This window comes from Kovacikia sp. CALU 1929, from assembly GCF_056784235.1.
On record NZ_JBXBCF010000083.1, the window covers coordinates 137302 to 161880 of the forward strand.

The 24579-nt window shown below is 49.6% G+C and carries 20 protein-coding genes; 8 read left to right on the forward strand and 12 right to left on the reverse strand.

Annotated elements, in window-relative coordinates; translation table 11 throughout:
* Positions 1-11: 11 nt before the first annotated feature.
* The 5 genes from AC1S52_RS22675 to AC1S52_RS22695 all read right to left on the reverse strand — a co-directional run bounded on the left by AC1S52_RS22675 (position 12) and on the right by AC1S52_RS22695 (position 6040).
* The gene (locus AC1S52_RS22675; RefSeq protein WP_482031316.1) at positions 12-1421 is read right to left on the reverse strand and encodes a cytochrome c biogenesis protein; all 1410 of its coding nucleotides are present in this window, start codon (positions 1419-1421) and stop codon (positions 12-14) included.
* A 121-nt stretch (positions 1422-1542) separates the two neighbouring features.
* Entirely contained in the window at positions 1543-2712 is a 1170-nt protein-coding gene (locus AC1S52_RS22680) for a PIN domain-containing protein (protein WP_482031317.1), read from the reverse strand.
* Positions 2713-2885: 173 nt separating this feature from the next.
* Positions 2886-3629: a cytochrome c biogenesis protein CcdA gene (locus AC1S52_RS22685; RefSeq protein ID WP_482031318.1), complete on the reverse strand. Its 744-nt coding sequence runs from the start codon at positions 3627-3629 to the stop codon at positions 2886-2888.
* 171 nt (positions 3630-3800) lie between these two features.
* A complete protein-coding gene (locus AC1S52_RS22690; protein WP_482031319.1) occupies positions 3801-5000 on the reverse strand; it encodes an FtsW/RodA/SpoVE family cell cycle protein in 1200 nt (399 codons plus the stop codon).
* Positions 5001-5167: 167 nt separating this feature from the next.
* Complete coding sequence (locus AC1S52_RS22695; protein ID WP_482031320.1) at positions 5168-6040, reverse strand: 6-carboxytetrahydropterin synthase; 873 nt, start codon at positions 6038-6040, stop codon at positions 5168-5170.
* Positions 6041-6219: 179 nt separating this feature from the next.
* On the opposite strand from AC1S52_RS22695, the gene AC1S52_RS22700 reads away from it, so the two are divergent.
* Positions 6220-7686 carry a mechanosensitive ion channel domain-containing protein gene (locus tag AC1S52_RS22700; RefSeq protein ID WP_482031321.1) on the forward strand — a complete coding sequence of 489 codons (1467 nt, stop codon included), beginning with the start codon at positions 6220-6222 and terminating at the stop codon, positions 7684-7686.
* 162 nt (positions 7687-7848) lie between these two features.
* On the opposite strand, the gene AC1S52_RS22705 is transcribed toward AC1S52_RS22700, so the two are convergent.
* Positions 7849-9165 (reverse strand): class I SAM-dependent methyltransferase, encoded by a 1317-nt coding sequence (locus AC1S52_RS22705; RefSeq protein WP_482031322.1) that lies wholly within the window; start codon positions 9163-9165, stop codon positions 7849-7851.
* Between the two features lie 118 nt (positions 9166-9283).
* Between AC1S52_RS22705 and AC1S52_RS22710 the strand changes: the two genes are divergently transcribed.
* On the forward strand, positions 9284-10387 hold the full coding sequence (locus AC1S52_RS22710) for a glycosyltransferase (protein ID WP_482031323.1): 1104 nt from the start codon (positions 9284-9286) through the stop codon (positions 10385-10387).
* A gap of 299 nt (positions 10388-10686) precedes the next feature.
* On the opposite strand, the gene rsmG is transcribed toward AC1S52_RS22710, so the two are convergent.
* The gene (gene rsmG, locus AC1S52_RS22715) at positions 10687-11508 is read right to left on the reverse strand and encodes a 16S rRNA (guanine(527)-N(7))-methyltransferase RsmG (protein WP_482031324.1); all 822 of its coding nucleotides are present in this window, start codon (positions 11506-11508) and stop codon (positions 10687-10689) included.
* Positions 11509-11513: 5 nt separating this feature from the next.
* Positions 11514-11936, reverse strand: a complete 423-nt coding sequence (locus AC1S52_RS22720) for a hypothetical protein (RefSeq protein ID WP_482031325.1) — start codon at positions 11934-11936, stop codon at positions 11514-11516.
* Positions 11937-12032: 96 nt separating this feature from the next.
* Here AC1S52_RS22720 and AC1S52_RS22725 point away from each other — a divergent pair, with 96 nt between their 5' ends.
* The gene (locus AC1S52_RS22725; RefSeq protein WP_482031326.1) at positions 12033-12422 is read left to right on the forward strand and encodes a DUF6398 domain-containing protein; all 390 of its coding nucleotides are present in this window, start codon (positions 12033-12035) and stop codon (positions 12420-12422) included.
* The gene (locus AC1S52_RS22730; protein ID WP_482031327.1) at positions 12415-12549 is read left to right on the forward strand and encodes a hypothetical protein; all 135 of its coding nucleotides are present in this window, start codon (positions 12415-12417) and stop codon (positions 12547-12549) included. The genes AC1S52_RS22725 and AC1S52_RS22730 overlap by 8 nt, the downstream gene beginning before the upstream one ends.
* Before the next feature lie 56 nt (positions 12550-12605).
* On the opposite strand, the gene AC1S52_RS22735 is transcribed toward AC1S52_RS22730, so the two are convergent.
* Together AC1S52_RS22735 and rimI are read right to left on the reverse strand one after the other, a co-directional pair.
* On the reverse strand, positions 12606-15077 hold the full coding sequence (locus AC1S52_RS22735) for an ATP-dependent Clp protease ATP-binding subunit (protein WP_482031392.1): 2472 nt from the start codon (positions 15075-15077) through the stop codon (positions 12606-12608).
* Positions 15078-15247: 170 nt separating this feature from the next.
* On the reverse strand, positions 15248-15859 hold the full coding sequence (rimI, locus tag AC1S52_RS22740) for a ribosomal protein S18-alanine N-acetyltransferase (protein WP_482031328.1): 612 nt from the start codon (positions 15857-15859) through the stop codon (positions 15248-15250).
* A gap of 120 nt (positions 15860-15979) precedes the next feature.
* Between rimI and lysA the strand changes: the two genes are divergently transcribed.
* From lysA to uppS, 3 genes are all read left to right on the forward strand, one after another.
* Positions 15980-17449 carry a diaminopimelate decarboxylase gene (gene lysA, locus AC1S52_RS22745; RefSeq protein ID WP_482031329.1) on the forward strand — a complete coding sequence of 490 codons (1470 nt, stop codon included), beginning with the start codon at positions 15980-15982 and terminating at the stop codon, positions 17447-17449.
* 106 nt (positions 17450-17555) lie between these two features.
* Positions 17556-18488, forward strand: a complete 933-nt coding sequence (cdaA, locus tag AC1S52_RS22750) for a diadenylate cyclase CdaA (protein ID WP_482031330.1) — start codon at positions 17556-17558, stop codon at positions 18486-18488.
* A gap of 330 nt (positions 18489-18818) precedes the next feature.
* Positions 18819-19568: a polyprenyl diphosphate synthase gene (uppS, locus tag AC1S52_RS22755; RefSeq protein ID WP_482031331.1), complete on the forward strand. Its 750-nt coding sequence runs from the start codon at positions 18819-18821 to the stop codon at positions 19566-19568.
* A gap of 553 nt (positions 19569-20121) precedes the next feature.
* On the opposite strand, the gene AC1S52_RS22760 is transcribed toward uppS, so the two are convergent.
* A complete protein-coding gene (locus AC1S52_RS22760) occupies positions 20122-22221 on the reverse strand; it encodes a hypothetical protein (protein WP_482031332.1) in 2100 nt (699 codons plus the stop codon).
* A gap of 235 nt (positions 22222-22456) precedes the next feature.
* On the opposite strand from AC1S52_RS22760, the gene AC1S52_RS22765 reads away from it, so the two are divergent.
* Positions 22457-22639 carry a hypothetical protein gene (locus AC1S52_RS22765; RefSeq protein WP_482031333.1) on the forward strand — a complete coding sequence of 61 codons (183 nt, stop codon included), beginning with the start codon at positions 22457-22459 and terminating at the stop codon, positions 22637-22639.
* Here AC1S52_RS22765 and AC1S52_RS22770 read toward each other — a convergent pair.
* Positions 22611-24521, reverse strand: a complete 1911-nt coding sequence (locus AC1S52_RS22770) for a vanadium-dependent haloperoxidase (RefSeq protein WP_482031334.1) — start codon at positions 24519-24521, stop codon at positions 22611-22613. The genes AC1S52_RS22765 and AC1S52_RS22770 overlap by 29 nt on opposite strands.
* Positions 24522-24579 lie beyond the last annotated feature (58 nt).

The following is a 24579-nucleotide window of genomic DNA, read 5'->3' on the forward strand; positions in this document are numbered from 1 at the left end:
CTGTATGACGATTAGTTCATGGTTGCTGGTTCTGGTGTGGATACAGATGGAATATCGCTTGTCACCTGCCCCAGTTGATCCAGAATGGTCAGAAATTCTCGTTCAAACACAACCTGGGCACGGTTGGTTCTACCACCGATAAACAGTTGGCTGTTCTGCTGCAATACCCAGATCTGCGAGTGGGAGACGTAACTCATCAAGACTCCCAGCATCAGCAAGCCAAAACCCGCATAAACAATCGGGATGCCTGGATCGGCTTTAATTTGCAGCCCGGTACTGCCGACCAGTTCTTTCACTGCCAGGGTTAGCCCATTCACCTGGGTAGACATACCTGCCCGCACCGTAGCAGCGAGGTTGCCGGACATATCATAGACCAGCACCATTCCCTGCAAGTCCTTCGCTACCAGGGAAACTCCATCGGTCATATCGGGTTTGGTCGGAACCCAGGTGCCCCAGATACGTCCTGTGCCGCCAGTATCTAACTGTGCCATTGGAATCTGAAAGAGGGGACTATTGTTGAGTTTGACCCGCACAGCCGCGATCGCCCAGTCTGCCTGGTACAGAGTCACTCCCCGGTAACGCAAAGGCTCATTCACATGGATGGTTTTGCGCTTCACCTCTTTGCCATCCTGATCCAGCACCGACATATCAGAATAAAACTGGTCGATCGCCCCGTCGGGGGTGTAGTCAATCCAGAAGCGGTTCACCTTCACCGACCAATCCTTCGGTATCTGAGCAACTGCCAGCGGTCCCGCATCGGTAATGTTTTGAATTTGAAACGTCTCCCCACTGGGAACCATCTCCTGAGCGGTAAACCCGGTAAACGCTCCCCAGATTGACCCTGCCAGAATTACCAGAATACCGACGTGAACAATAATCGGACCAATCCGCCCAGAAAGTCCTTTATGGGCGTAGAGAGACTCTCCCTGACGGAAAATCCGATAACGTCGCTGCTCCAGAATCGTTACTACGGTTTCCAGATTCGCCTGCTTAAACTCTGCACTGAGGGCAAACTTTTGAAACTGGCGTGGTTGGGTGTAAAAGTTCCAGGTACGAGAAAACCAGCGGAGAGCCGGAATTTGCCGTTTAAAGGTGCAGGCAGTCAGACTGGAGCCAAACAGAATCAGTAACGCTAGAAACCACCAGGTGCGGTAGACATGATCCAGTCCCAGGGTCAGCAGCACCTTCCAGGTCAAAAAGCCAAACAGGGCAGGATGCTCTGGATAATTAGCTTTGTAGAACTCAATGGACTGCCCCTGCTCCAGCAAGGTACCAGAGATACTGAACAGGGCAATGGTCAGCAGCAAAGCGATCGCCAACCGCAAATCTGCCAGCAGCGGCACTAACTCGCGCTTAAAAAAGTAATGAAAGCTTGTTCCCAAGTTGGACAGCTTAAAGGTAAATCCGTTTTTCACAGTCATTGATATTTATCCATCACTTCTTATTGGGAACTGAACGACTCCGTTCACCCGCCGCTAGCAACCTCCCGAACTCAACAAAAAAACTCTATGCGGTTGGTGTGTATTGGGGTTATGCCGTTATTCAGTAGTCATCATCTCCATTTCCCCAATCTGGTTCAACAAACCCAAAATCAATACTAGCAGGCACTTTAATCTCGATTTCAACATCATCCACTTCAACTTCTGCACCGATCTTACTCAAATCACCTACAAATGTTATTAAAACCTCTATCTCCAAATCAGCCTGTGTCTTTACAGTATTTCCTCCTATTCCCACATCTTCTTTGTCAAGAGAATCATAAACAGAAAATGAAAAACTGCACTCAACATTGACATCAACACTCAATCTTGATTCGACAGTCAAGCTATCATTATCAGAATCAAAATTAACAGGTCTAAATATGATATTGTGCGGCTCAAACGATTTAAATTGAAACCCAGTAACTCTAACTTCTGTTATTTCTTCTTCATAGCTATAAGAAGACTCTGCTTCTGGATAAAGATTGAAATCATAAATTTCATACTCTAAAGCGTTCAATACAGCTTTTTTAACATTTTCAAGATTACCTGACTCATACTTTTGTGATAAATATTTGCATATGTCATCAGCATCCTGAAGCTGAAATAATCCCAAGGCTCCAGCAAAATCATCAATAGCACAAAGTTGCTCAGAGGATTTACAGAAGCTTTTCCAGTCACTATCTTTTGTGACAACAATCACTTTTGTATTATTTTCATTAGCCCATGTCTCAAGCGAGATTAAAGCAATCGCATCAGGAAATTCATTTTTCTTCTTACCTGTTTCTGAAAACGGTGGCTTAGACTGAAAATACTTTTGTATCAAATCGCTGACTATTAGATAATCTTGAGCTTCAATAATCTCCAGGGATGTTGCCTCTACAAACCGACTAAACCGCTCAGTTACAATCTCTTGAACTTCACGTCCACCAAAAACTTGTTTTTTTATTTCTTCAATCTCATACTCCTCAACTTGCCAATAATCCTTAGCTTGCTTTAAAGATTTTTCAATCTCTCTTTTTGTATCTTTGGTTTTTTCAGTTAGGTGCGACAGAATTTCCTCTTTAATAATCTCAGAGACAACTAATTTTGTAGAAGTATATCGAAATTGCTCTAGTTGTTTGAGTAATCCTGACTCTAGTCTTAAACCCTGCTCATCAAAAATTGACGTGTCTAAAGAAATCGCACCAAACTGACCCTCCCTGACAAGTTCTTTAAGTTCATCTAACTCCATCTTTGGAACTCACAACAATTGAGAAAGGCGCGACACTGAACTAAACCTGTAGCGTAACAATAGAGTGAATAGAAACTCGTACTTTTTAGCGTGAACTTGGAAACATCGTCAGAGACTACAGATTCAGAAATAATAGGTTGATTTACGCCACGTTCTATTAAACAATTTGCCAGCTAAATACTGCCGTCTGGAAGAAATCGAAACAGCAGCGAGAACACCCCAAAGCCCACCAGCAAAGCTCCACTGGCGGGAGTAATCCACCCAGACCAGCGGCGCAGTTCCAGCAGTTTTTTAATCGAGGCGGTAAACATTCCTGCCAGCACGAGCGGAGCCACATAGCCGATCGCATAGAACAGTAGCAGCACACTGCCCAACACCGGGTCTTTTGTGGTCGTAATCCACGCCAGCAAGGTTGCCAGGACGGGAGTGCTACAGGGCGATGCTACCAGCCCAAAGGTTAGTCCAATTAGGTACGATCGCGCCCCTGACGGCAGATCTTTAGAAATCCATTCCATCCCACCCCAGGACGGCAACTGTAGCGGCAGCGCCTCCAGCAAATTTAACCCCATCAAAATCGCCACGATGCTAACCAGAATCGGTAACCCAAACCCTACCTGCCCATAAATTTGTCCCAGCACCGCTGCCAGAATCCCTAACCCAGCCAGGGTCGTTGCCAGTCCTAAAGAAAACCAGGCGGACTGAGCCGCAGCCTGAAGGCGGGTTTGATTCTCATAGCCGCCAATGTAGCCAATCGTAATCGGCAGCATGGAGAGCATACAGGGGGTGAGGCTGGTCAACAGCCCTGCCAGAAAGATGATCCCCACGCTTACGGGGGTCAGGTGAACCAGTTGTTGAGCGACTAACGTATCGGCGAAGTGCTCTAACCAGTACAGTTGGGTTTTTAAGGTTTCCAGCATAGGTGAGATGATTCCTTCCGTAGAACTCGGAAGTTTTTGCTACAAAACCAGCATAACAACCAGCATAGCGATTCAAACCTCCGAGTTCTTAGCTTAGACTCCTGTAGACCTCGGAGGTTTTAGCCAGGGAACGAGATAAACACCAGCACCGCAGGTCAAACCTCCGAGGTCTTATACGAGCCTTCGCCGCACTGTCCCTTGTCCCTTCTCCATCACCGGGCGGTCATGCAACGACACTACCGTTGCTTCACTACTTTCCCGTGCCACCCGAATTAGTAATCCTGCCGCCGCCAGGCTGGCAATCATAGAACTGCCGCCATAACTCATCAGGGGAAAGGGTAGTCCCGTAGTGGGCAAAACGCCTGTGGATACACCTATGTGCAGCATCGATTGCCCAACTAGCAGCACCATGACCCCGATCGCCACCAGCCGGTACACCAGCTTTTGCGCCTTCATTGCCACTCGCACCGCCAGCGTGGCATACGCCACCAACAGCAACAGGAGCAACACACTCCCCAAAAAACCAAACTCTTCTGCAAAGACAGCAAAAATAAAATCTGTATCCTGGATCGGTAAATAAAACAGCTTTTGCTGGGATAACCCAAACCCAGTACCCAGGGGACCACCCGAACCCACTGCCAGCAGACTTTGAACCAACTGATAGCCATCCCCAGTCGGGTCAGCCCAGGGGTTAAGGAATGACATCACCCGACGACGCTGGTAGCTGCGTAAACTCACACTAATCAGTGCCAGGAGAAACCCAGCGATCGCAGTGGTACTCAACTGGGCATAGGGAAGCCCAGCCGCCAGCGCCACCAGCCACAGCAAAATCCCGCACAATGCGGCTGTACTTAAGTTGGGCTGGAGCAAAATCCCTAAAATTACCACTAAAAAAATGCCTAACCATGCCAGACGGGTTGACCATCGGAGTCGATTCCATTGCCCAAAAATGCGGGCACTCTGGAGTACCAGGAAAGGCTTGATCAACTCGGAAGGCTGGATTGGGAAAGGACCAACAAATAGCCATCGGGTTGCCCCATTCACCGTCGTGCCTACACCGGGAATCAGGGTCACTAAGATAAAGCTCAGGATCAGCAGCAGCAGCCAGTCTGTCATGCCCACCACATATCGCAGGGGGGAGTGAACCAACAGGTTAAACCCCACCATCCCAACGGCAATCCAGACCAGTTGCAGCTTCAGGTAATAAAATCCGTCACCTAGTTCGGAATCGGCGATCGCAAACGATGCCGAAAACATCACTGCCAGTCCTACCATCAGCCACAAAAATGTCAGCCAACGCAACCAGCGAGCCTCAACCGCCCAATCCTGAGCAGTGGTGTCAAAAAAAGGAATCAGAAAACGCAGGTTCACAGGAATGGAGGAAGTAGAAACTATGAGCAACCCGTAGCAGGCATATCTTTACGTATCAAGCACATAAGTCTATGCCAGCATCCCCAAACAATCAAGAGGGGTAAGTGATCGATGTTGCCTTAGCCTTTAGCCCACTCCCCGTTCGTAATCCACGAACCCACAAGTTCCTAAGCCTCGACCAAAGCAGGCTCCCTCAAACTGGCGATCGCTGCCGCTGATGCGTCCTCTACACAATAGACTTCACAAGAATTATTAGGGCTTTCAATCAACTTGACCTTATGCAACCTGGCTCCGATTCTGCGGATCGGCTCCTGCAAAAGATCACGGATATGAACGGCGATATTTTCAGCCGTAGGCACCACTTCAGCGAAATAGGGAATATCTTTGTTTAGGAAGGTGTGGTCAAAGGGTTCTACCACGTAGTCATCGACTGCTTTCTGAAATTCCACCAGGTCGGCAATCATGCCTGTACGAGGATCAATTTCGCCTTTGATCGTCACTTCCAGATGGTAGTTGTGACCGTGACCGTGGGGACGGGCACATTTGCCATAAATTTCGCAGTTCTCTTCATAGCTCAGGTCGGGACGTGCCAGCCGGTGGGCGGCACTAAAATGGGTGCTGATAGTGAGATACGCTTCCATATCGTTTCCGTAATAGTCTGCCCAAAGTTCAGGGTGTTCAAAAAGTTGGATGCGAACAACCGGGAGATACGAGACAAGCCGCCGCCAGATAACCCGTGCAATCTGTTCCGTTGTAGGTAACGTATCCTGAAACTCCTGCCAAACGTCATTGAGATAGGAGAAATCAAGCTGGCTGGTGACTTCCCGTTTGATCACCTGCTTCACATCCGACAGGTTCAGCACCATGCCGTACTCGTCTAGCTCACCTGCCATCGAAACGTAGAGGACGTAGTTATGTCCATGTCCGGGATAGCGGGTGCAGGCACCAAACTGAGCCAGGTTCTCTGCCTCACTCAGTTCAGCTAACCAATAGCGGTGACTGGCTGAAAACTGAGCGCGGCGATTGATGATACATTTCATAAAGTTTTCTGCCTGGAAAAAGATATTAAGTTACATGAACTTAATCCTCTCTTCAGGATAACGGATTGGGTTAATCAATGGACAAGAATGGGGCGATCGCTCTTCTACCTCCCGACAAAAGTTAAATTTAGGAAAACTTTCCCCTCACCCCTCACCCTCACCCCTTTCCTCCCACCTCCATGAACTGGCTCCTCTCCCAACTTCAAGCCATCATCTCAGCCCTGGGCACTCTCTTTGCCTCGCCCATGTTTGAGATTGGCAATAACCGTTTCTCCCTCAGCCAGCTTGGCAGTCTTGCCCTGATTATCATTGCGGTCTTTTGGATTTCCCATGGCTTAAGTAACTGGCTCAAGCGCGGAGTACTCGTGCGCATGGGACTCGATCGGGGAACCCGCGAAGTCATTGCTGCATTCATCCGCTATCTGTTTACCCTGATTGGCTTTCTGGTTGTCTTACAAACGGCAGGGGTAAACCTCAGTTCTCTAACCCTAATTGCAGGGGTTGTGGGGATTGGTCTCGGCTTCGGATTGCAAAACCTGGCTAGCAACTTTATCAGCGGATTAACCCTGCTGGTTGAGCAGCCTATCCGAGTTGGGGATTTTATCGAGGTCAATGACCTGCTGGGCACCGTCGAAAACATTTCGATTCGCTCTACAACCGTGCGAACCCTGGACGGAGTATTCGTCATTGTGCCAAACGTGAAGTTTGTTGAGAGCAACGTGATTAACTGGAGTTACCGCGACCCCCGCTGTCGGCTCCACATTCCAGTCGGGGTTGCCTATGGCAGCGACACGTTACTGGTATCTGAAGCCCTGCTAGAAGCCGCCCGCAAAAACCAGCGCGTATTGAGTGATCCACCCCCCAGAGTTTGGTTTCGGTCGTTTGGAGATAGTGCCCTCGTCTTTGAACTGCTGGTATGGATCAATCAACCGACGGAAAGTGAACCGATCAAAAGCAGCTTGAACTTTCAAATTGAACGGGAACTACGAACTCGCCATATTCATGTCCCTTTTCCCCAGCGAGATTTGCACATTCGGAATTTAGATGAGGTGATGCCTCTGTTTCACCAAAATGGTCATGCAGGCGAACCAGACCAGAAAAAGTCGCCTCCGGAGGCGGTGGTGGAACCTAAAAAGCCTCACCCCAAGCCTCCCAGCAATCTGGCACTGCGAGATCTGCTGCGGCGGATCTCCTATTTTGAGCAGTGTAGTGATGCGGAATTATTGCAATTAATTGAATATGGGTACCGTCAACTGTTTCCAGTCGATCAGGTTGTGTGCGAAGAGAACACCCCCGGCGATTCCTTTTACCTGATTCTGAAAGGTTCGGTCGAAATCTTTTCCAAGCGGGTAGAACAGTACATTGCCACTCTGAATGAAGGCGAGTTTTTTGGAGAAATGTCCTTATTGCTGGGTATTCCCCGTTCAGCCACCGTTCGCACTTTGGAAGACACCATCTTATTTGTAATTGAACGGAATGACCTTCAGCGGCTCTTAGAAAATCATCGGGGGTTAGCAGATCAGATCGCCCAAAAGCTGATGGAGCGTCAGCAAACGTTACGGGAGATGGGGATTTTGTCTGAATTTTCAGAGGAAACGCCGCTGCTCAAGATTCGCAGACGACTGCAAACCTTGTTTGGAATTTAGGAGTTTTAGACCTCCAAAATCTGCAAGATTTCAGAGGTCTTGGGTTTCACTCAACTGCTTAGGGACTCGCAAATTAATAAAGTCCCAACGTCATTCCCGCGCAGGCGGGAATCCATCGTGGAGCAGCTTGTCTAGCGGGTACTTTATTTTGCGGCACATCCCTTACAAAGCAACCAGAACATACAAGAATGTCTCTAACCGCATCAGCAGGGCTTTCAGTTGCTCAAAAGCCTGTTCTTCAGTTAATGGCACAAGGGTAACTAAATCAGTGGGGCAGGTTTGTAGCCGTCTATTAATCAGCGATCGCATCGTTTGGGGTGCCTCCCATAGCGGGAGAAGACAGGCTGCCAGATGGCTTTCAATGTGACAAGGCGCTTTAACCGGTGCAGAGAGATGACGGCTAATTTCCCACGATCGCTGTTCCTGAATACTCTCAACCAGTCCTGCCCGTACTGTCGGCGTGTTTAACACGGGATGCAGGTTGATCTGTGCCCGTTGCCATTCCGCCAGCGACCAATCCTGCGGAGAGCGGTAAGGTTGCTTTTGATCTAAATGCCCGCACCAAAAATCCAATAGTCGATGCTGGGGGGAAATCAATTCAAACAAAGTGAGTTGGCTTTCTTCAGACAACTCTGGCAATGTCATTTCCCAGAACAGGGGTAATTCCTCTGGGTTTTTAAATAAACTCAACAGATCCCACCAGCGCCAGTTCACCATGCTGATAAATTCCAGGTCTGCCTGTCTCAAAGCATTAAACAAATCGGGGATGGTGTACCCTTTATCTCCCTGAAATAAAAAGTTCATCAAAACAGCTAAGGGCTGGATTTCACCCTCAGGTTCAAAGGCTTCTTTAGCCCAGGTACTCGCTAAAGTGATATCGGGTTTAAGGGATTTGAGCGTGTCAGCCACAATCTGAACCTCTAATTCACCCGGATTAGCTGCCATTAACCCAAGCTGTTTGAACAGATCCTGTGCTCGGAAATAGTTAGCTCGTTGGTAGGCACTGTGTAAGTTAGCGCGAATGATTCCCTGAGATTTGAGCACCGACTTGAGTAACTTAAAGCCTTCTCCAATATCCCGGAAAAGATATAAAGTTTCATCACAATTAATGTAATCAAACTCTCGTTCAAGTTGGGAGAGTTCATTAATCGAAAGATGATGAAACTCAGCATTGGTAATTCCCTGTTTTTGGGCACGAGCCTTTGCCACTTCAATCGAGGGTTCTGATAGGTCAATCCCAACCACTACCGATCCAGGATTGGCGATTGCCAATGCCAGAGATTTATAGCCACTACCACAACCCACATCTAAAATGGCAGCATTTTGCGCATCAGGAATTGTCTGACTTCTTAAATAGAAAGGCGTGCTCAGACTATGAATAAACAACAGATTCGGATCTTCCAACGGAGATTTCTCCATTGGAACCTGAGGATAGGGCAAGCTATCAAACTGCTGCCGGATCTTCTCGGTTAAATCCATAGAAATAAGCGTTTACTAAAGAGCCGGTTACGACCGATGGTTTCCTGTCGTTTGAATGGATTGTTTCCAATCATCCTGGAACATTCTAAGCTGATTTTGACTGCCTAAAACGTTTGGTATGAGAGTAGCACTAGTTCATGACTATCTGCGGGAATATGGTAACTCCGAACGAGTCCTGCAAGGCTTGCACCGGATGTATCCAGAGGCTCCGGTTTACACCGCATTTGTTGACCCCAAAGGATTGGGAGCAGATGCAGACCGTTTTGCTGGATGGGATATTCGGACTACCTGGGCACAGAAGTTACCTGCGATCGCCCGCTATTACCATGCCTATCGTTCTTTCCTGCCCTACTTCTGGGCATCCCTTGATCTGTCTACCTATGATCTGGTCATTTCTTCCTCAGGTAGCTACCTGAGCAAATCGGTTCTGACCCGTGCCGATGCGTTACATGTTTGCTACTGCCATACTCCACCCCGCTATCTGTGGGAGCCAGCAACCCATGCATTGCCCCGTCGCTGTTACAGTACCGGGGTAGACAGTCGATTGAGACAATACGACTTTTACGCCGCTCAACGATGCGATCGCTTTGTCGCAAACTCGGCAATGGTTGCCCGTCGCATCAAAAAGTTCTACCGTTGTACGGCGGAAGTCATTCCTCCCCCCGTATCGATTCAGGCAGATGGGCAGGCGGGAGGGCAATATTACCTTTATGTGGGACCGCTGACCCGTGATCAACGGGTAGATCTGGCAATCGCAGCCTGTACCCGCAGCGATCGCCCCCTCTGGGTGGTAGGTACCGGCAGCGATGCTCAACGGCTGCAAGCACTGGCGGGTAAATCCGTCCGCTTTCTGGGTGCGGTGCCAGAGCAGCCGCTCACAGAGATCTATGCCCATGCCAGAGCACTTCTATTTCCCAACCCTGACGCTGATTTTGGGTTCCCCCCCGTAGAAGCAATGGGGCACGGGGTTCCCGTTATCGCCTCAGCTCAAAGTGGCATCCAGGAAGTCGTTCTCAACTACCGCACCGGCTTACTGTTTTCAGAACCTACGGTAGAAAGCCTCTGTCAAGCAATGACTCAGTTTGAGGGACTGCGCTTCTTCTCCCATGCCTGCATTCAAAGGGCTGAAGAGTTTGCCGAGTCGGTCTTTGTTGCCAAACTAGAGTGGTTTATCGCCCAGGCATTGGATGACCATCTCCCCAACCACGCAACCCCTGAATAAACCTGATCCAAGCTGAGAACTGGAGACTTTTCCCAGGAAAAACTACGGGTTTCTAAGTTGATGAGGTTTAGCCCCATCCCCAACTATCAAAATTCAGCCAACGAGTACTCACAGGGACAAATCTGGACACGCTGATCTGCTTCGCCCTCCGAACTCCTTACTGCCTGAACCAGGATGCCAACTTTGCGCCGCCCACTAAGGGGCTCGCAAATTAATAAAGTTCCAACGTCATTCCCGCGCAGGCGGGAATCCATCGTGGAGCAGCTTGTCTAGCGGGTACTTTATTTTGGGGCACATCCCTAAAGTGGTCGTTGCTGGGGAACTCCAACCGGGCGGGGAAACTCCTTTGGGGTAGGCGACATTTTCCGCAGGTAAACACAGTGGCGATCGCCCTCTGTTAACGGAGTCTTAAACGCCTCCACCGCTACAATTTGACCGCCTAAGGTTGCCACAGCAGGCTCCAGTAAAGCGGTTTCCTCCACCGTCCACTGCCCTCGATAAAGAACTGCCCATCCGCCTACTTTGAGTAGAGGCAGGGCGTACTCGGCACAGACTGAAGCCGCTGCCACTGCCCGAACAAGTGCCAGATCATAAGCCTCCCGATGCTCGGCTTGTTGTCCAACGCTCTCAGCCCGGTCAACGAGGGTAATTGGATTCAAAAGCAACAGGTCTTTTAGCAGTTGATTCAAGAACTGGATTTTTTTGCGGGTGGAGTCCATTAGAGTGACTTGCCAGGTTGGCTGGGCGATCGCGACGGGAATTCCCGGAAAACCTGCCCCCGTTCCGATGTCAATGACCCGCACAAGCCCTGAGAAGTCGGGTTCCACAGTCTCCCCCTCTTCGACTTGCGGCATCTCCGTGTCTCCCACCGTTGGCAGAAACTGCTTGATTCCCCTCAAAGAATCCCACAGATGCTTTTCCCAAAAGTCTTCCGGCTCAACAATCCGAGTCAGGTTTAGCTGGCGGTTGCCTTCTAAAATGCGATCGTATAGCTGTTGAAATTGCTCCTGCTGTTCTGCACGGGGTTGCCAGCCCGTGGTTTCTAGCCATATTTCTGCTAATCCGGGCAAGGTAGAGGGTGGGGTGGGAGGTGATATGGAGGGGGGCGATGCTTCATTCATGAGGATTACTTTTCTGCTAACACCCATTCATAGCGCGCTGGCTCAAAGTTCAGGTGTTGCTTGAAATCGTGGACGATCGCCTTTAGCTCACCAATCGCTCTAAACATTTCTCCCTCTTTCCAGTCCTTCCGCTCAATCGTGCCTACAACCAAATAATCATTGCCAACAATCTCTGACCGATATTGAGCAAACATTCTAGCCAGTAACTCATCCAACTCATCTTTATGGGCAATTAACAGATCGCAGGATGGACAATAACGACAGGTTTTATTCAGAGCAACAGGTTGATCTGGAATGATGTGAATGAATAGAGGGAGCTTACGCAGCTTTGTTTTTCCATCACACTTTGGACACTTTGTGTACCTCAAGTCAGCGTAAGGATTGAGGAAAAATTTGTGCTGGGGAGTTTTTTTACCAAAGCTTTTCATTCGTCCCTCAGTATCACCAATAGCCTATCAACAATACCTATACAAGATTATTGACCATGATAGTCTGAATACAAGCTGCCGTGCTTGGTGATTTCTATGTCAAAAACAGCTAAATCTGAAAGCGTTCCTGAGGCGATGCGGGCAAAGTTTGAGGAAATTACCGGCATCACCGATGATTTTAGTCAGCAGCATCTCAATGATGAGTATGCTCAACTTTGCCGCCAACTGACAGCCGCACTCTGCCGCAAACGTCCGTCACCTTTGGCAAGTGGTAAAGCAAAGACATGGGCATGTGGAATTATTCATGCTCTGGGTATGGCCAATTTTCTATTTGATTCGTCTCAGCAACCTCACATCAAGGCAACGGATCTGTATCAAGCATTTGGAGTGGGTCAAAGTAGCTGGACAGGGAAAATCCAAACAAATTCGGGAAATGATGAACATGCATCAAATGGACCCAAATTGGTGTCTGCCCAGCATGATTGATCGAAATCCGCTGGTTTGGATGGTTTCTGTCAATGGCTTGCTCATGGATGTCCGCAATGCACCACAAGCTATTCAGGAGGAAGCTTACCGCAAGGGATTGATTCCTTACCTGCCAGACGAAAAATAAATAGAAACCTCCGATTCTTTAAAGAATCGGAGGTTTGAGCCATATTACCTGTTGACTTACTCAGCCGCCTGCGGCAGAAGTTCTCGTTGTTCTCCTTGCAGGACTTTGACCTGACCTTCGGTATCCACATCAACGACAGCAGTATTTCCATCCTTAATGCGACCCGATAAGATTTCCTCAGCCAGGGAATCTTCCAGGAGGCGCATGATAGCACGACGCAGAGGACGAGCACCATAGGCTGGGTTGTAGCCTTCTTCCACCAGGCGATCCTTAAACCGCTCGGTGACTTCCAGAGTAATGCCCTGATCTTTCAGGCGATTGAAGACTTCGTTCAGCATAATGTCGGCAATCTGCTTCACCTCGTCCTTGTTCAACTGACGGAAGACAATAATCTCGTCCAGACGGTTGAGGAATTCGGGGCGGAAGTACTGTTTCAGTTCCTCGTTGACCAGGGAACGGATGCGGTTGTACTGGGACTCTGCGGCATCACCAGCAGAGAACTCGAAGCCCAGACCGCCGCCGCCTTTTTCAATCACCTTAGAACCAATGTTGGAGGTCATGATCAGTAGTGTGTTCTTGAAGTCTACTGTGCGACCTTTAGCATCTGTGAGGCGACCGTCTTCCAGGATTTGCAGCAGCATGTTGAAGACATCAGGGTGTGCTTTCTCAATTTCGTCGAAGAGAACGACCGTGTAAGGACGACGACGAACCGCTTCGGTCAATTGACCACCCTCGTTATAGCCAACATAGCCCGGCGGTGAACCAATCAGCTTGGAGACCGTGTGACGCTCCATGTATTCCGACATATCCAGTCGGATCATGGCATCTTCAGAGCCAAAGAAGTAGGCAGCTAATGATTTGGTCAGCTCGGTCTTACCTACCCCAGTCGGACCGGAGAAGATGAAGCTGGCGATCGGACGGTTGGGGTTCTTCAAGCCAACACGGGCACGACGAATGGCACGAGATACCGCTTTGACCGCTTCCTCCTGACCAATCAACCGCTGGTGCAGGGTGTCTTCCATGTGCAGCAGTTTTTCAGACTCGGATTCGGTCAGCTTATTGACTGGAACCCCAGTCCAGGACGCAACAATTTGAGCGATGTCTTCTTCATCCACAATGGGGGAGGCGTCTTCACCCGTTGACTCAGTTTTCTTGCTCTGGGCGATCGCCCGAATTTCTGCCTTAATCTCCATTTCGCGATCGCGCAGTTCACCCGCTTTGTCGAAGTTTTGAGAACGAACCGCATCGTCCTTTTCCTTCAACACCTGGCGCAACTCCTTATCCAGTTCCTTAGCGGCGGGAGGCAACTGGGAATTGATCAGGCGAACGCGAGAGCCTGCTTCGTCGATCAAATCGATTGCCTTATCGGGCAAGTAGCGATCGGAAATATAGCGGTCAGATAACTTGGCAGCCGCTTCCAGAGCCAGGTCTGAGATTTTCAGCTTATGGTGCTGCTCATAACGTTCCCGCAGACCACGCAAGATTTCAATGGTTTCGTCCACGGTAGGCTCACCGACCATGACGGGCTGGAACCGGCGTTCTAAAGCCGCATCTCGTTCAATGTGCTTCCGGTACTCATCCAGGGTTGTCGCACCGATACACTGAAGTTCACCCCGTGCCAGGGCAGGCTTCAAAATATTTGCCGCATCAATTGCGCCCTCAGCCGCACCGGCACCAATGAGTGTATGAACTTCATCAATCACCAGGATGACGTTTCCGGCAGAACGGATCTCATCCATGATCTTTTTCAGACGCTCTTCAAACTCACCTCGATACTTGGTCCCTGCAACCAACAGACCGATATCTAAAGTGACAACCCGTTTATCTTCCAAAATGTCCGGGATGTCATCGTTCGCAATCCGCTGGGCAAGCCCCTCCGCGATCGCCGTTTTACCAACACCAGGTTCGCCAATCAACACCGGGTTGTTTTTGGTACGACGACCCAGAATTTGGATAACGCGCTCGATTTCCTTTTGGCGACCCACCACCGGATCCAGTTTGCCCTCCGATGCCATTTGGGTCAAATTCGAGCCAAACTCATCCAAAGTGGGGGTTTTGGTGCGCCCCTGGCTACCACCAGAGGTGACCTCTGCGGTTTCGCCAAGCATCCGAATGACTTGCGTCCGAACTTTGGAGAGGTCTACACCCAGGTTTTCCAAAACTCTAGCAGCAACCCCTTCCCCTTCCCGTATCAATCCTAAAAGCAAATGTTCGGTTCCAATGTAGTTATGCCCCAGTTGGCGAGCTTCTTCGAGCGATAGCTCTAAAACTCGCTTTGCCCGAGGCGTAAATGGAATTTCAACTGCAACAAAGCCTGAACCCCGACCAATAATTTTCTCAACCTCAATCCGGGCATCTTTAAGATTGACACCCATAGATTTCAGCACTTTGGCGGCGACGCCGGTCCCTTCTCCAATCAGACCCAAGAGGATCTGCTCTGTACCCACAAAATTATGTCCCAGGCGGCGAGCTTCCTCCTGGGCAAGCATGATCACTTTGATGGCTTTTTCTGTAAAGCGTTCAAACATGGCGTGTTTCTGTAACCTGCTGCGTGCCGGTACTGCTGATTTTAGCATAGCGAAATTCCCTGGCTGCTCATATAGAGCCACAGGTAGATGCGCAATTACCGAACTTGCGGAAACCAGCCGCCTATGTTGTGAGAAAATTCCCCCGAAGGCAGATTGTTAACGGAAAGGGTTCACCAAGTCAACCCTGCTTCCTTAACCATTGGTGGCTCCCAATCTGTAGAGAATTGCCATCCAAACCGTTGCAGGCGACTGCACACATCTTCCCACCAGCCCTGCAAAAGCGGCACAAAATCTGGGGACTGTAAGCCACCCCGCCACAAAACCAGGGCATCTTCTCCGGTGTTCTGGTAGTACCGTTTTCTGCGACCTGCCTCCCGAAACCCAAACTTTTGATATAGGGCAAGGGCTGATTGATTAGAAATTCTGACCTCTAACGTTGCCCGTTCCAGTCCACGTTGATGGGCAGAGTGCAATAAAGCGTACAATAAAGCCTGCCCTAACCCCTGGCGCTGATATTCAGGCACAATCCCCAGCAGAGTGATGTGGGCTTCCTCCAGAATTGCCCAGTAGCAACCGATACCAATCAGGGGCGGGGGGATCTGATGGGGGCACTCAGCCGAAGCGGGTGGGGTGGGGGTCAGAATCAGCAATTCGCTGTTAGGGCTGTCTATCTCCCGCCGATAACCGTCAGCGGTCCAGAGCCCACCGAAGCATCGCTGGTCAAGTTCAAGCGCAGCCGATAACTGGGTTTGAGTCAGGGGATAAAGGGAGAGAAAAGGCACGAAGGGTTTGAGAATTCTACAGGATGGACAGGTTGCGATTGTAAACTGATAGAGGGCATGATGCCTTTGGATTCCAGAGGGAAGTCATCATACAGGGAAGAAAAAGGGGAAGACGCAGGAATGGTATCAACTCAAGCGGTGGAAGTTCAGAATTCGGACTACCAGAATTCGGCTTATCAATATTTACCAGATGGTGTGGATGGGGCAGAAACAGGCTTGCAAAATAGCTCTGATAGAGTATCACCGAATCAACAGCTTCTACCATTGACGGCGCGGGTCAATCAAAATGCCCATCTGGAAATCGGTGGTTGTGATGTGGTTGAGCTGGTTCAGCGGTTTGGCTCCCCTCTTTACATTTTAGATGAGGAAACGTTGCGCTCAGCCTGTCGCCAATACCGGCAGGCATTTGAACGCTACTATCCGGGCGAGGCGCAGGTGCTCTATGCTTCCAAAGCTTGGAGCTGTCTGGCGGTTTGTGCGATCGCAGCCAGTGAGGGTTTGGGCATTGATGTCGTTTCGGGGGGAGAAATTCATACTGCCCTGCAAGCCGGAGCCGATCCCCAAAAGCTTTATTTTCATGGAAATAACAAGTCTCAAGATGAGCTTCGGTTGGCGGTTGAATCGGGTTGCAATATTGTCGTGGACAACTGGCATGAGTTGAAACTGCTAGTCGGATTAGCAGAGGAGCGGAGGAGCAGAGGAGAATTCTCAACTCTCAACTCTCAACTTCCCATTCCCATCCTGCTCCGCCTCACTCCCGGTATTGAATGTCACACCCATGAATACATTCGCACGGGTCATTTAGACAGTAAGTTTGGCTTTGATCCCAATCAACTCGATGAAGTCTTTGCCTTTGTTAGCCAGCAACCCGGATTAGCCTGCATTGGGTTACATGCTCACATTGGCTCCCAAATCTTTGAGGTTCAACCCCATAATGACCTGGGGAGCGTGATGGTGCAGTGGTTCAGTAAAGCTGCACAATACGGCTTACCGGTTAAAGAACTTAACATTGGGGGAGGGTTAGGAATTCGTTATATCGAATCAGATGACCCTCCCAGTATTGATGACTGGGTCAAGGTTGTCGTGGAGTCTGTCAAGACAGCCTGTGATCAGCAGCAGGTGCCACTGCCTAAACTACTGTGTGAGCCGGGGCGATCGCTGATTGGTCCTGCCTGTGTCACTGCCTACACGATTGGTAGCCGTAAGGTTGTCCCCGACATTCGCACCTACGTTACGGTAGATGGCGGCATGTCTGACAATCCGCGTCCCATCACCTATCAATCCCTTTACCGGGTTGTGGTTGCCAACCGGATGAATGCCCCCATGACTGAGCAAGTCGCGATCGCTGGGAAACATTGCGAGTCGGGAGATATTTTAATCAAAGACGCATCCTTACCCACAACTGAGCCGGGAGATATTCTCGTTGTCATGGCAACGGGAGCTTACAATTACAGTATGTCCTCGAACTACAATCGCATACCGCGTCCGGCTGCCATTTTAGTTAAAGAAGGGGATGCCAATATTATTCTGCAACGAGAAACCTATCGCGACCTAGTCCGGCAGGATCGTTTACCAGAAAGACTCAAGTAGTGATGAGTTTTAAGTTTTGAACTTTAAAACTTTGAATTCAAAACTGCTTGTAACCCAAAACTTATCACTCAAAACTTTAGTAGAGGCGCAGGGTTAATCCAGACTGATGGGATATCTATGGAGGCAATGGATAACAGACCCTGGCTGGATCAAGTCTCTGTCATTTCTGATTCTGCAAAACCTCCGCTCATTCATTGACATTGGGCTAGTTCTTGCTGTCACTTATATGATGCTGGTCATCATTGGTGAACGCAGAACGCTATGGATGGTGCGGGGGTTCATTATTTTGATGCTGGCAGCCGCCCTGAGTCGGCGGTTACAACTCCAGCTTCTCAGCTTTGTCCTGAGCAATTTGGTGATCGGGTCAGCGGTGGCAATGGCTTTTATCCTGCAATCGGAGTTTAGACGGTTTTTGGAACAGTTAGGACGAGGACAAATTCTCCAGATGTTTCAGTCATCCCGCCGCACCATTCTCAAGGCTGGGAGCGTGACCGATGAGATTGTGGATGCCGTCAAAGAACTATCCCAGAACCGTACAGGAGCGCTGCTAATCTTAGAAACAGGTAGCCCAATCGATGAGCGAGACTTTTCTGTTCCTGGGGTAAAACTAAATGCGGAAGTTTCCAAAGAACTGATTCAAACTATCTTCCAAACATCCACGTTGCTACATGATGGAGCGGTTTTGATCAGGGATGGTCGGGTAGTCGCCGCAGGAGTCATTCTGCCTTTGTCTGAACGGACGGCTTCTCGCCAATTGGGCACCCGTCACCGGGCAGCAATGGGAATTACAGAGCGTGTTGAGAATTGTATTTGTGTGGTTGTCTCCGAAGAAACGGGTTCCATTTCCCTGGCAGAACGGGGAACACTTAATCGTCCTTTAACCAGCAGCAAGTTGAAGGAACTATTGGAGGCAAAATTCTCCCAAACGGCTGACCGTGAACCTGTTGCGCCCAATCTTCGAGGGTTAGGTCGTCGAATATGGGAAAGGGTAAGAGGGCTACCCCCTCAATTAACTGGTCGGCGGAAAGGGAAAAGCTAGATACAAGACAACTAGGCGCAATTCATGAGATGGTAGGAAGATCTTGAGAAACATTAAGCCTGGGCAAAGAATTGGCAAGGCTGAAAGTAAATCTATTGACGCTACAAGCAAAGCTGGCGTTAATGGCTGTGAAAGACGTTGGAAAAATAAGATCTCTTGCAGAAGTGGGAGAGTTGCTATTTCGGTTGCTATCCCTAAAGGTGAAGCTAAATTGATCTCCAGTCTTTCTGAGAGAGTTTTGGGCTTACCGACTACGCTATTCTGTTGCTGTTTATGGATCTTTTACCTTCTCCTGTCTGAGGTTTATTCGTCTTCTGCTTGAGAAAAAAAATGACTGCAAATTCAACTGTTTTGCAAGATCTGCCTGCTGACCTGATGCGAGAACGGCTACCCAGGCATGTTGCTGTGATCATGGATGGCAATGGACGTTGGGCGAAGCGGCGAGGCATGCCCAGAATTATGGGACATCGACGAGGGGTGGATGTTCTGAAAGATTTACTGCGCTGCTGTCGAGACTGGGGCATCGAAGCACTGACTGCCTATGCCTTTTCGACTGAAAACTGGGGCAGGCCAGCGGAAGAAGTCGAATTTTTGATGACGCTGTTTGAACGGGTACTGCGTCAAGAGCTGCGGGAAATGATGCAGGAGAATGTCCGTATCCAGTTTGTGGGTAATCTAAACGCACTGCCGAAATCCCTGCAAGAAGAGATTGAACGCTCGATGGCAGCGACGGAAAATAATCCAGGTATTCGATTCACGGTTGCCACTAACTACGGTGGAAGACAGGAGATTGTTCAAGCCTGTCGAGCGATCGCCACCAAGGTAGGGCAGGGTCTACTCCAACCAGAACAAATTGATGAAGCACTATTTGAGCGCCATCTTTATACCTCTGGCACCTGTGATCCTGACTTACTAATCCGCACCAGTGGTGAGATGCGAATCAGTAACTTTCTACTCTGGCAAATGGCATACGCCGAAATTTATGTCACCGATACGCTGTGGCCCGATTTTGACCGTAAAGAATTTCACCGGGCGTTATGCGACTATCAACAGCGAGAACGGCGATTTGGAAAATTATAGGGGGATGGGACAATGAGCCACCAGTATTTTGTCAAGAAAATTTTGACGGGACGAAAACCCTCGAAATTTAACCCCCACAAGCTCTTTAGATTTTAACTGCCCGCCAACTAATAATTGACTGACCACTAGTAGTCTGGGACGTAAATCCAGCTCCCATTCAGTAGTGTCGTCGTCTCGACTGCAAGCAGGCAAGATGCCTGCCTTACGGTGCCGAACTTCCACCTTGCTGTACTAGTTAACCTCATACCCTTTCTCGGAAATCACTCCTATCTTTATGAGGCTGAGCAGTTACGCTGTCGCCATAAATGTTAAGGACATCTTGAATCCTCAAAACGGTTTGCTAGTGGCGATTTATCCCCTGACACCGGATACCTAAAACCTGACACCTGCCATATAACAAACTGAAAACGACTGTAAGCCTGGTAGGGGCTACCAGGCTTACAGTCGTGTTCAGACGAGTGCCACACACTCGCTGGCTGTAGTTTAATGCGACACCTATGGATCGGTGTGGCATACACAAGTGAACATTGCGGTAATATTTTAGTTCAACCCTCTAAAAAGCACTCACTTGGACACCCACTCCAACTCTGACATCGTTACTCATGGGCAGGTAGGTGGCATTTGCCCGCAGGGTGAGCAATCCTTTTCCAGCATTCTGCTGACCAGACTGGGAGGGATTCCAAAGGGGCATTCCAGCGGTCAGGTAGAGGTTTGAGTCTTTGAAACTCGTGTTGCCCAGCAGAGAGCTTCTGACAAAGTTGCCTCCCACTTCATAGAGCAAGCTGCCAGGTTTAGTAACAGAGGCAAGGTCAAAATTACCCACATAGGGGTTAATGAATAGCATGTGCCCCCATGCCGCGTGGTCAGTCACCGTTTGCTTGACTGAGACATCTTGAACCACTCGCTGACTGGTTGCTTCCGTACCCACCAACTGGGATGAGGCTTGCTGGGAAACCACATAGGCTGGAGAATACTCAGTTTCGCCTGGGATGATGGAAACGGACGAAGCCACCAGTTCAGAAGCCAGGAGAGATTCTGCTGTGGCGCTGATGGGTTCACCTCGGCGCTCAGTCGTGGTGCGATAGTCAGAGGCAGTCAATCTCGAACCATCAACCTGGGTAACGACGACATCGGTGATGTCCCGTATCACTGGAGTATTGCGGGTCGTATCGATGCGATAGGTGTCCACATAATCGTTTGTAGCCTGCTGGGTAAAGTTGGAGGTGAAGTTTTGCCCCCAGGTGGTGGTTGTAAAGTCATTGATGGTGCGGCGTTCAGAAATAACATCTACTCCCGACACCGAGACCGTTTGGGTAATCGTTTGGGCAGCAATTGGAACATGAAACGCCCCACCCCCGAAACGTACACCTGCCACAACCTTACTGGGTCGATACTGTCCCTCGGAAACCCGAAACAAAAGAGTGTTGAGTTGAGCAAACAGCAGCGTATGGAAGTTGGGCTGACCCGGATTATCAACGCGGGGCGTCCCTCCCACAACAACATTCAAACTGGAAGTTCCTTTCTCAGGATTCAAAGGGATACGTAATTGACCTGAGAAGGTAGGGTTACTGGCATTACTGACATCGCCAGCCATTTGAAAGCTGGTTTTCAACCTTAACTTGCCGGAAACTTCTGGATCCTGATGCAAAATTGCCACAGTCGAAAGCGGAAATATGGATGCCAAATTGGCAGAAAAGTTTTGCCGGGTTCGACTGGTTTCTTCAAGCTGGAAAGGTTGGATCACGGTGGAAACTTCGATCCTCTGCTGGGCATCAGTAACCGCCCAGGTTCTGTTTCCTTGCAGAGAATGCTGAGTTTCTACGACTTCCTGCCGTGTCCGTTGATCAAAGGCGGTTTCGGTCGAAGTTTCGGTCGAAGTTTCACTGGTTTTCTGGTAATTGCCTTCTCCGATCGCAAGCGCTTCCGCATCGGATAGGATGGCCGCATTGCCGTCCCAGTAAAGCTGAGCACCATAGGTTGCTGGGGTTCCTTCAAACAGCACCTTGCCGTCTTTGTCGCGCACAACCATCCAATTCGCGCCAGTTGCCATTCCTCCTTTGATGAATTCATTGCCAAACTCAGTCGGATTGATGGTGGAACCATGGAACTCCCCCGTGAACGCATTATTGTGGTTGATGCCATTCAGTCCCGATGTGCGCAGGAATTCTGGATTGGTTGAGAATGTAATTCTTTCCTCAGGCAGGGTAAACCCGCGTTGAGCGGCGGCTCCTGGAGTTTCTATGGCAAAATCGGGTGAGCCGTAAAACGTTGCGACGGCAGCCCGCCCATCTGGCATCGTGACGGGCAGGGTCGTCTGCCAGGATTTAATCTGAATCTTGGATGGGTCGAGGCTCTCAATACCAAGAAAGCGATCGCTCTCAATTGAAAATTCAGACCCATTAAATTTCACGCCTTCAGGCAGGGCAACCTGATCAGGAGTCTGTAAAACCATCCCTTTGCCATAAACACCGTTGGTTTCAATGGGCATTGCCATAACGGCAGGGGCTGATAAAAGAACGATCACGGGCAAAAGCTTGGGAACCTGTTGGCAAATTCTGCGTCCTAAGGAGTTAAACGAACCAGGGGCAACATTCAACGAACCAGGGGCAATTTGAGAAGACGTTGCAGAGAAACCTTTGTGATTGCGTGTCATGATGAATTTATCCTTTGGGGGCTTATAAATCCATCATGTCGTTCATCTCATCTTTACACTGTGATGAAAAACTGGTAAATTTGTGAGTCTTATATGCAAAATATGGGGTGCTGATCTCCTAAGTTTGTGATGAACAATCTGGCTCACTGGTGACTCAAGTTACAGTCTCAGCGATTCCTCCCATTGCCGCTACATTTGAGGGATGAGAATCGACACTCAAAAACGGTAGAAAACTTTGGGTATTGATGCCACTTACGCGGGTATTTGCAATGACCAACCTGTTGACCGCCTCTGGTTGGGTTGCTGGAGAGCAGGTTTTCTCCCAGGAAGCACCCGTCCCACCTCAGTGCGATCGCACTTCCTGCTGGGGGCAAAGCAGGCAATCGTTGTTAACCTTCTCCAGTTCTGGTTGGATTAAACACATGAAATGCAACACCGCTGGTTGTGACTAGTTTCAGATCTCGGTCAAGTATCCATCCAGGTCCGGGGGCTGTGTTGGTTAAAGCATACTGGTAGCGGCGGGGAGAAGTGGCGTAAAACTGGTATAGCGGTCTACTGTTTGCACCTGGAAGGTTGCCAGGAAAAGCATAGAATTTTCGATCGCTGCCTGTGTTCAGACCAGTATCCAATACCCAACCAGGGGCAATTCCAGAGGTGGCAAGGTCATTTCGAGTGGAATAGAGATAGCGCCAGGGATTTCTGTCAGTCGCGAAATAGCGAAACACTTCAACCGTACCTGGAATCGCTTCTGACCAGGCTAAGAAGGCAACCCCATCCTTGATCCAGCCTGAGCGGCTATCTGGGTCAGTGGTATAGAAATAGCGCCAGGGGTTTTCGGCATGGTACTGGTAAACCGGAATTAATTTGGCACGGGTTTGGTCACGGGGTCCTACATTCGACAGCCGCAGCCCACTATCAAAGATATCTTCGGCGATCGTAATCCCCAGTGGCACGCCCCCAATATTGCGATTCAGATCCGTATTGCCGTTACTGTCTTCGACATAGGAATCGAACAGCCAGTGCACCCCCAAATAGACCCGGCTCAGACCATTTTCAACTATCATTTGCCACAGTCCATCGGGAAAGCTGCGGGTGTGTTTGGGGCGTACCGTTCCCGTACTGCTTCGACTAATGCTGTTAAACTCATCCGAGACAAAAGTCAGACCCGCAAACAAATCATCCCGACTGTGGTTTGTTACCCCATAAAATAGTCGCGCCATGTGCAAAGCCGCCGCCCCAAAAGTGGCATGCCCAGAGGGGTAGGCGGGGAAGGGAGGGGTGAAGTTTTTCTCCCTGGTTCTGGAGTTGGTTCTGGGTGCGCCCAGGGGTAACCAGAACGGATCACAGTCTGGGTCAATGGTATAGTTGCCGCTTCCGGCTGGACCCAGGGAAGTATCCCCTTCCTGAATGCCTACTACCGGACGCCAGTAATCGTAAATATACTTCTGATCCCATGCCAGAATTCCCGCATCTCCCAGGGCCGCATTAACTAAAGCAAATAGACGGGCATTTTGATCCGTGCTATTGTTGCGAGCGATCGCCAGGGTACGGACGATCTGGTTATAGAGACGGGGGGGTGTCCCTAATCCATTCGCACCATCATAGCCCCAGTAAATGCCGATCAGGGTTTCCTCGGCAGTGCGGGGGGTGAGCGAAGTGGGTAGAGTTCCCATTAGTTCGGGGGCAATCCCTTTGCCCCGTACCTGTCGGAGTGCATCAAGGTATTCCTGGCTGTCTAAGGAGGGTGGTGCTGCCAGTTCATGACGACGGGTGACCGCAAAGCAGGCAGATCCGGCACCATAAAAGGGAGCATGAAATCCCTGCCCGGGATTATCTGGATCAGGTCGATGGGCACCGGGGGAAAGGGATGGGGAATAGCCTGTATCTTCGGCTCCTGGATCATTCCGCCGCTGGCTTAAGATCAGTTGCGCGATCTTCGTACCGTATTCAGATCCAGCCTGCACATCCCCTCCCTGGCGAGGAGCCTGGGCATTTTTCAGGTCAAAAAAAGCCTTTTGACTGGGATACAAACTTGATAAGGTCGTATAGGCGGCAGCAGCGATAGCAGCGGTTGGTGAAGCATCAGGCTTTGCTGGAGGTAACCCGGGTAAGTAGGGAGATAAGTTGATCGGAGTGTTTGGATTACCCCGTGCTCCTGCATAAGCGTCATACATTGCCAGGTGAACGATGGCTAAAGCCCGAGAACTTAAGGTAGGTCCTGTTTGTTCATTGTTGCCATTACTATGGCTGATTTGATTGGCTGCGAGTGCGACTTCATTCCAATATAGAATTGCGTCCATCAGGCTTCTCCTGGCAGGTAAGACAGCTTGTTAAGGAGAATAATAAATCGTTTTCCGC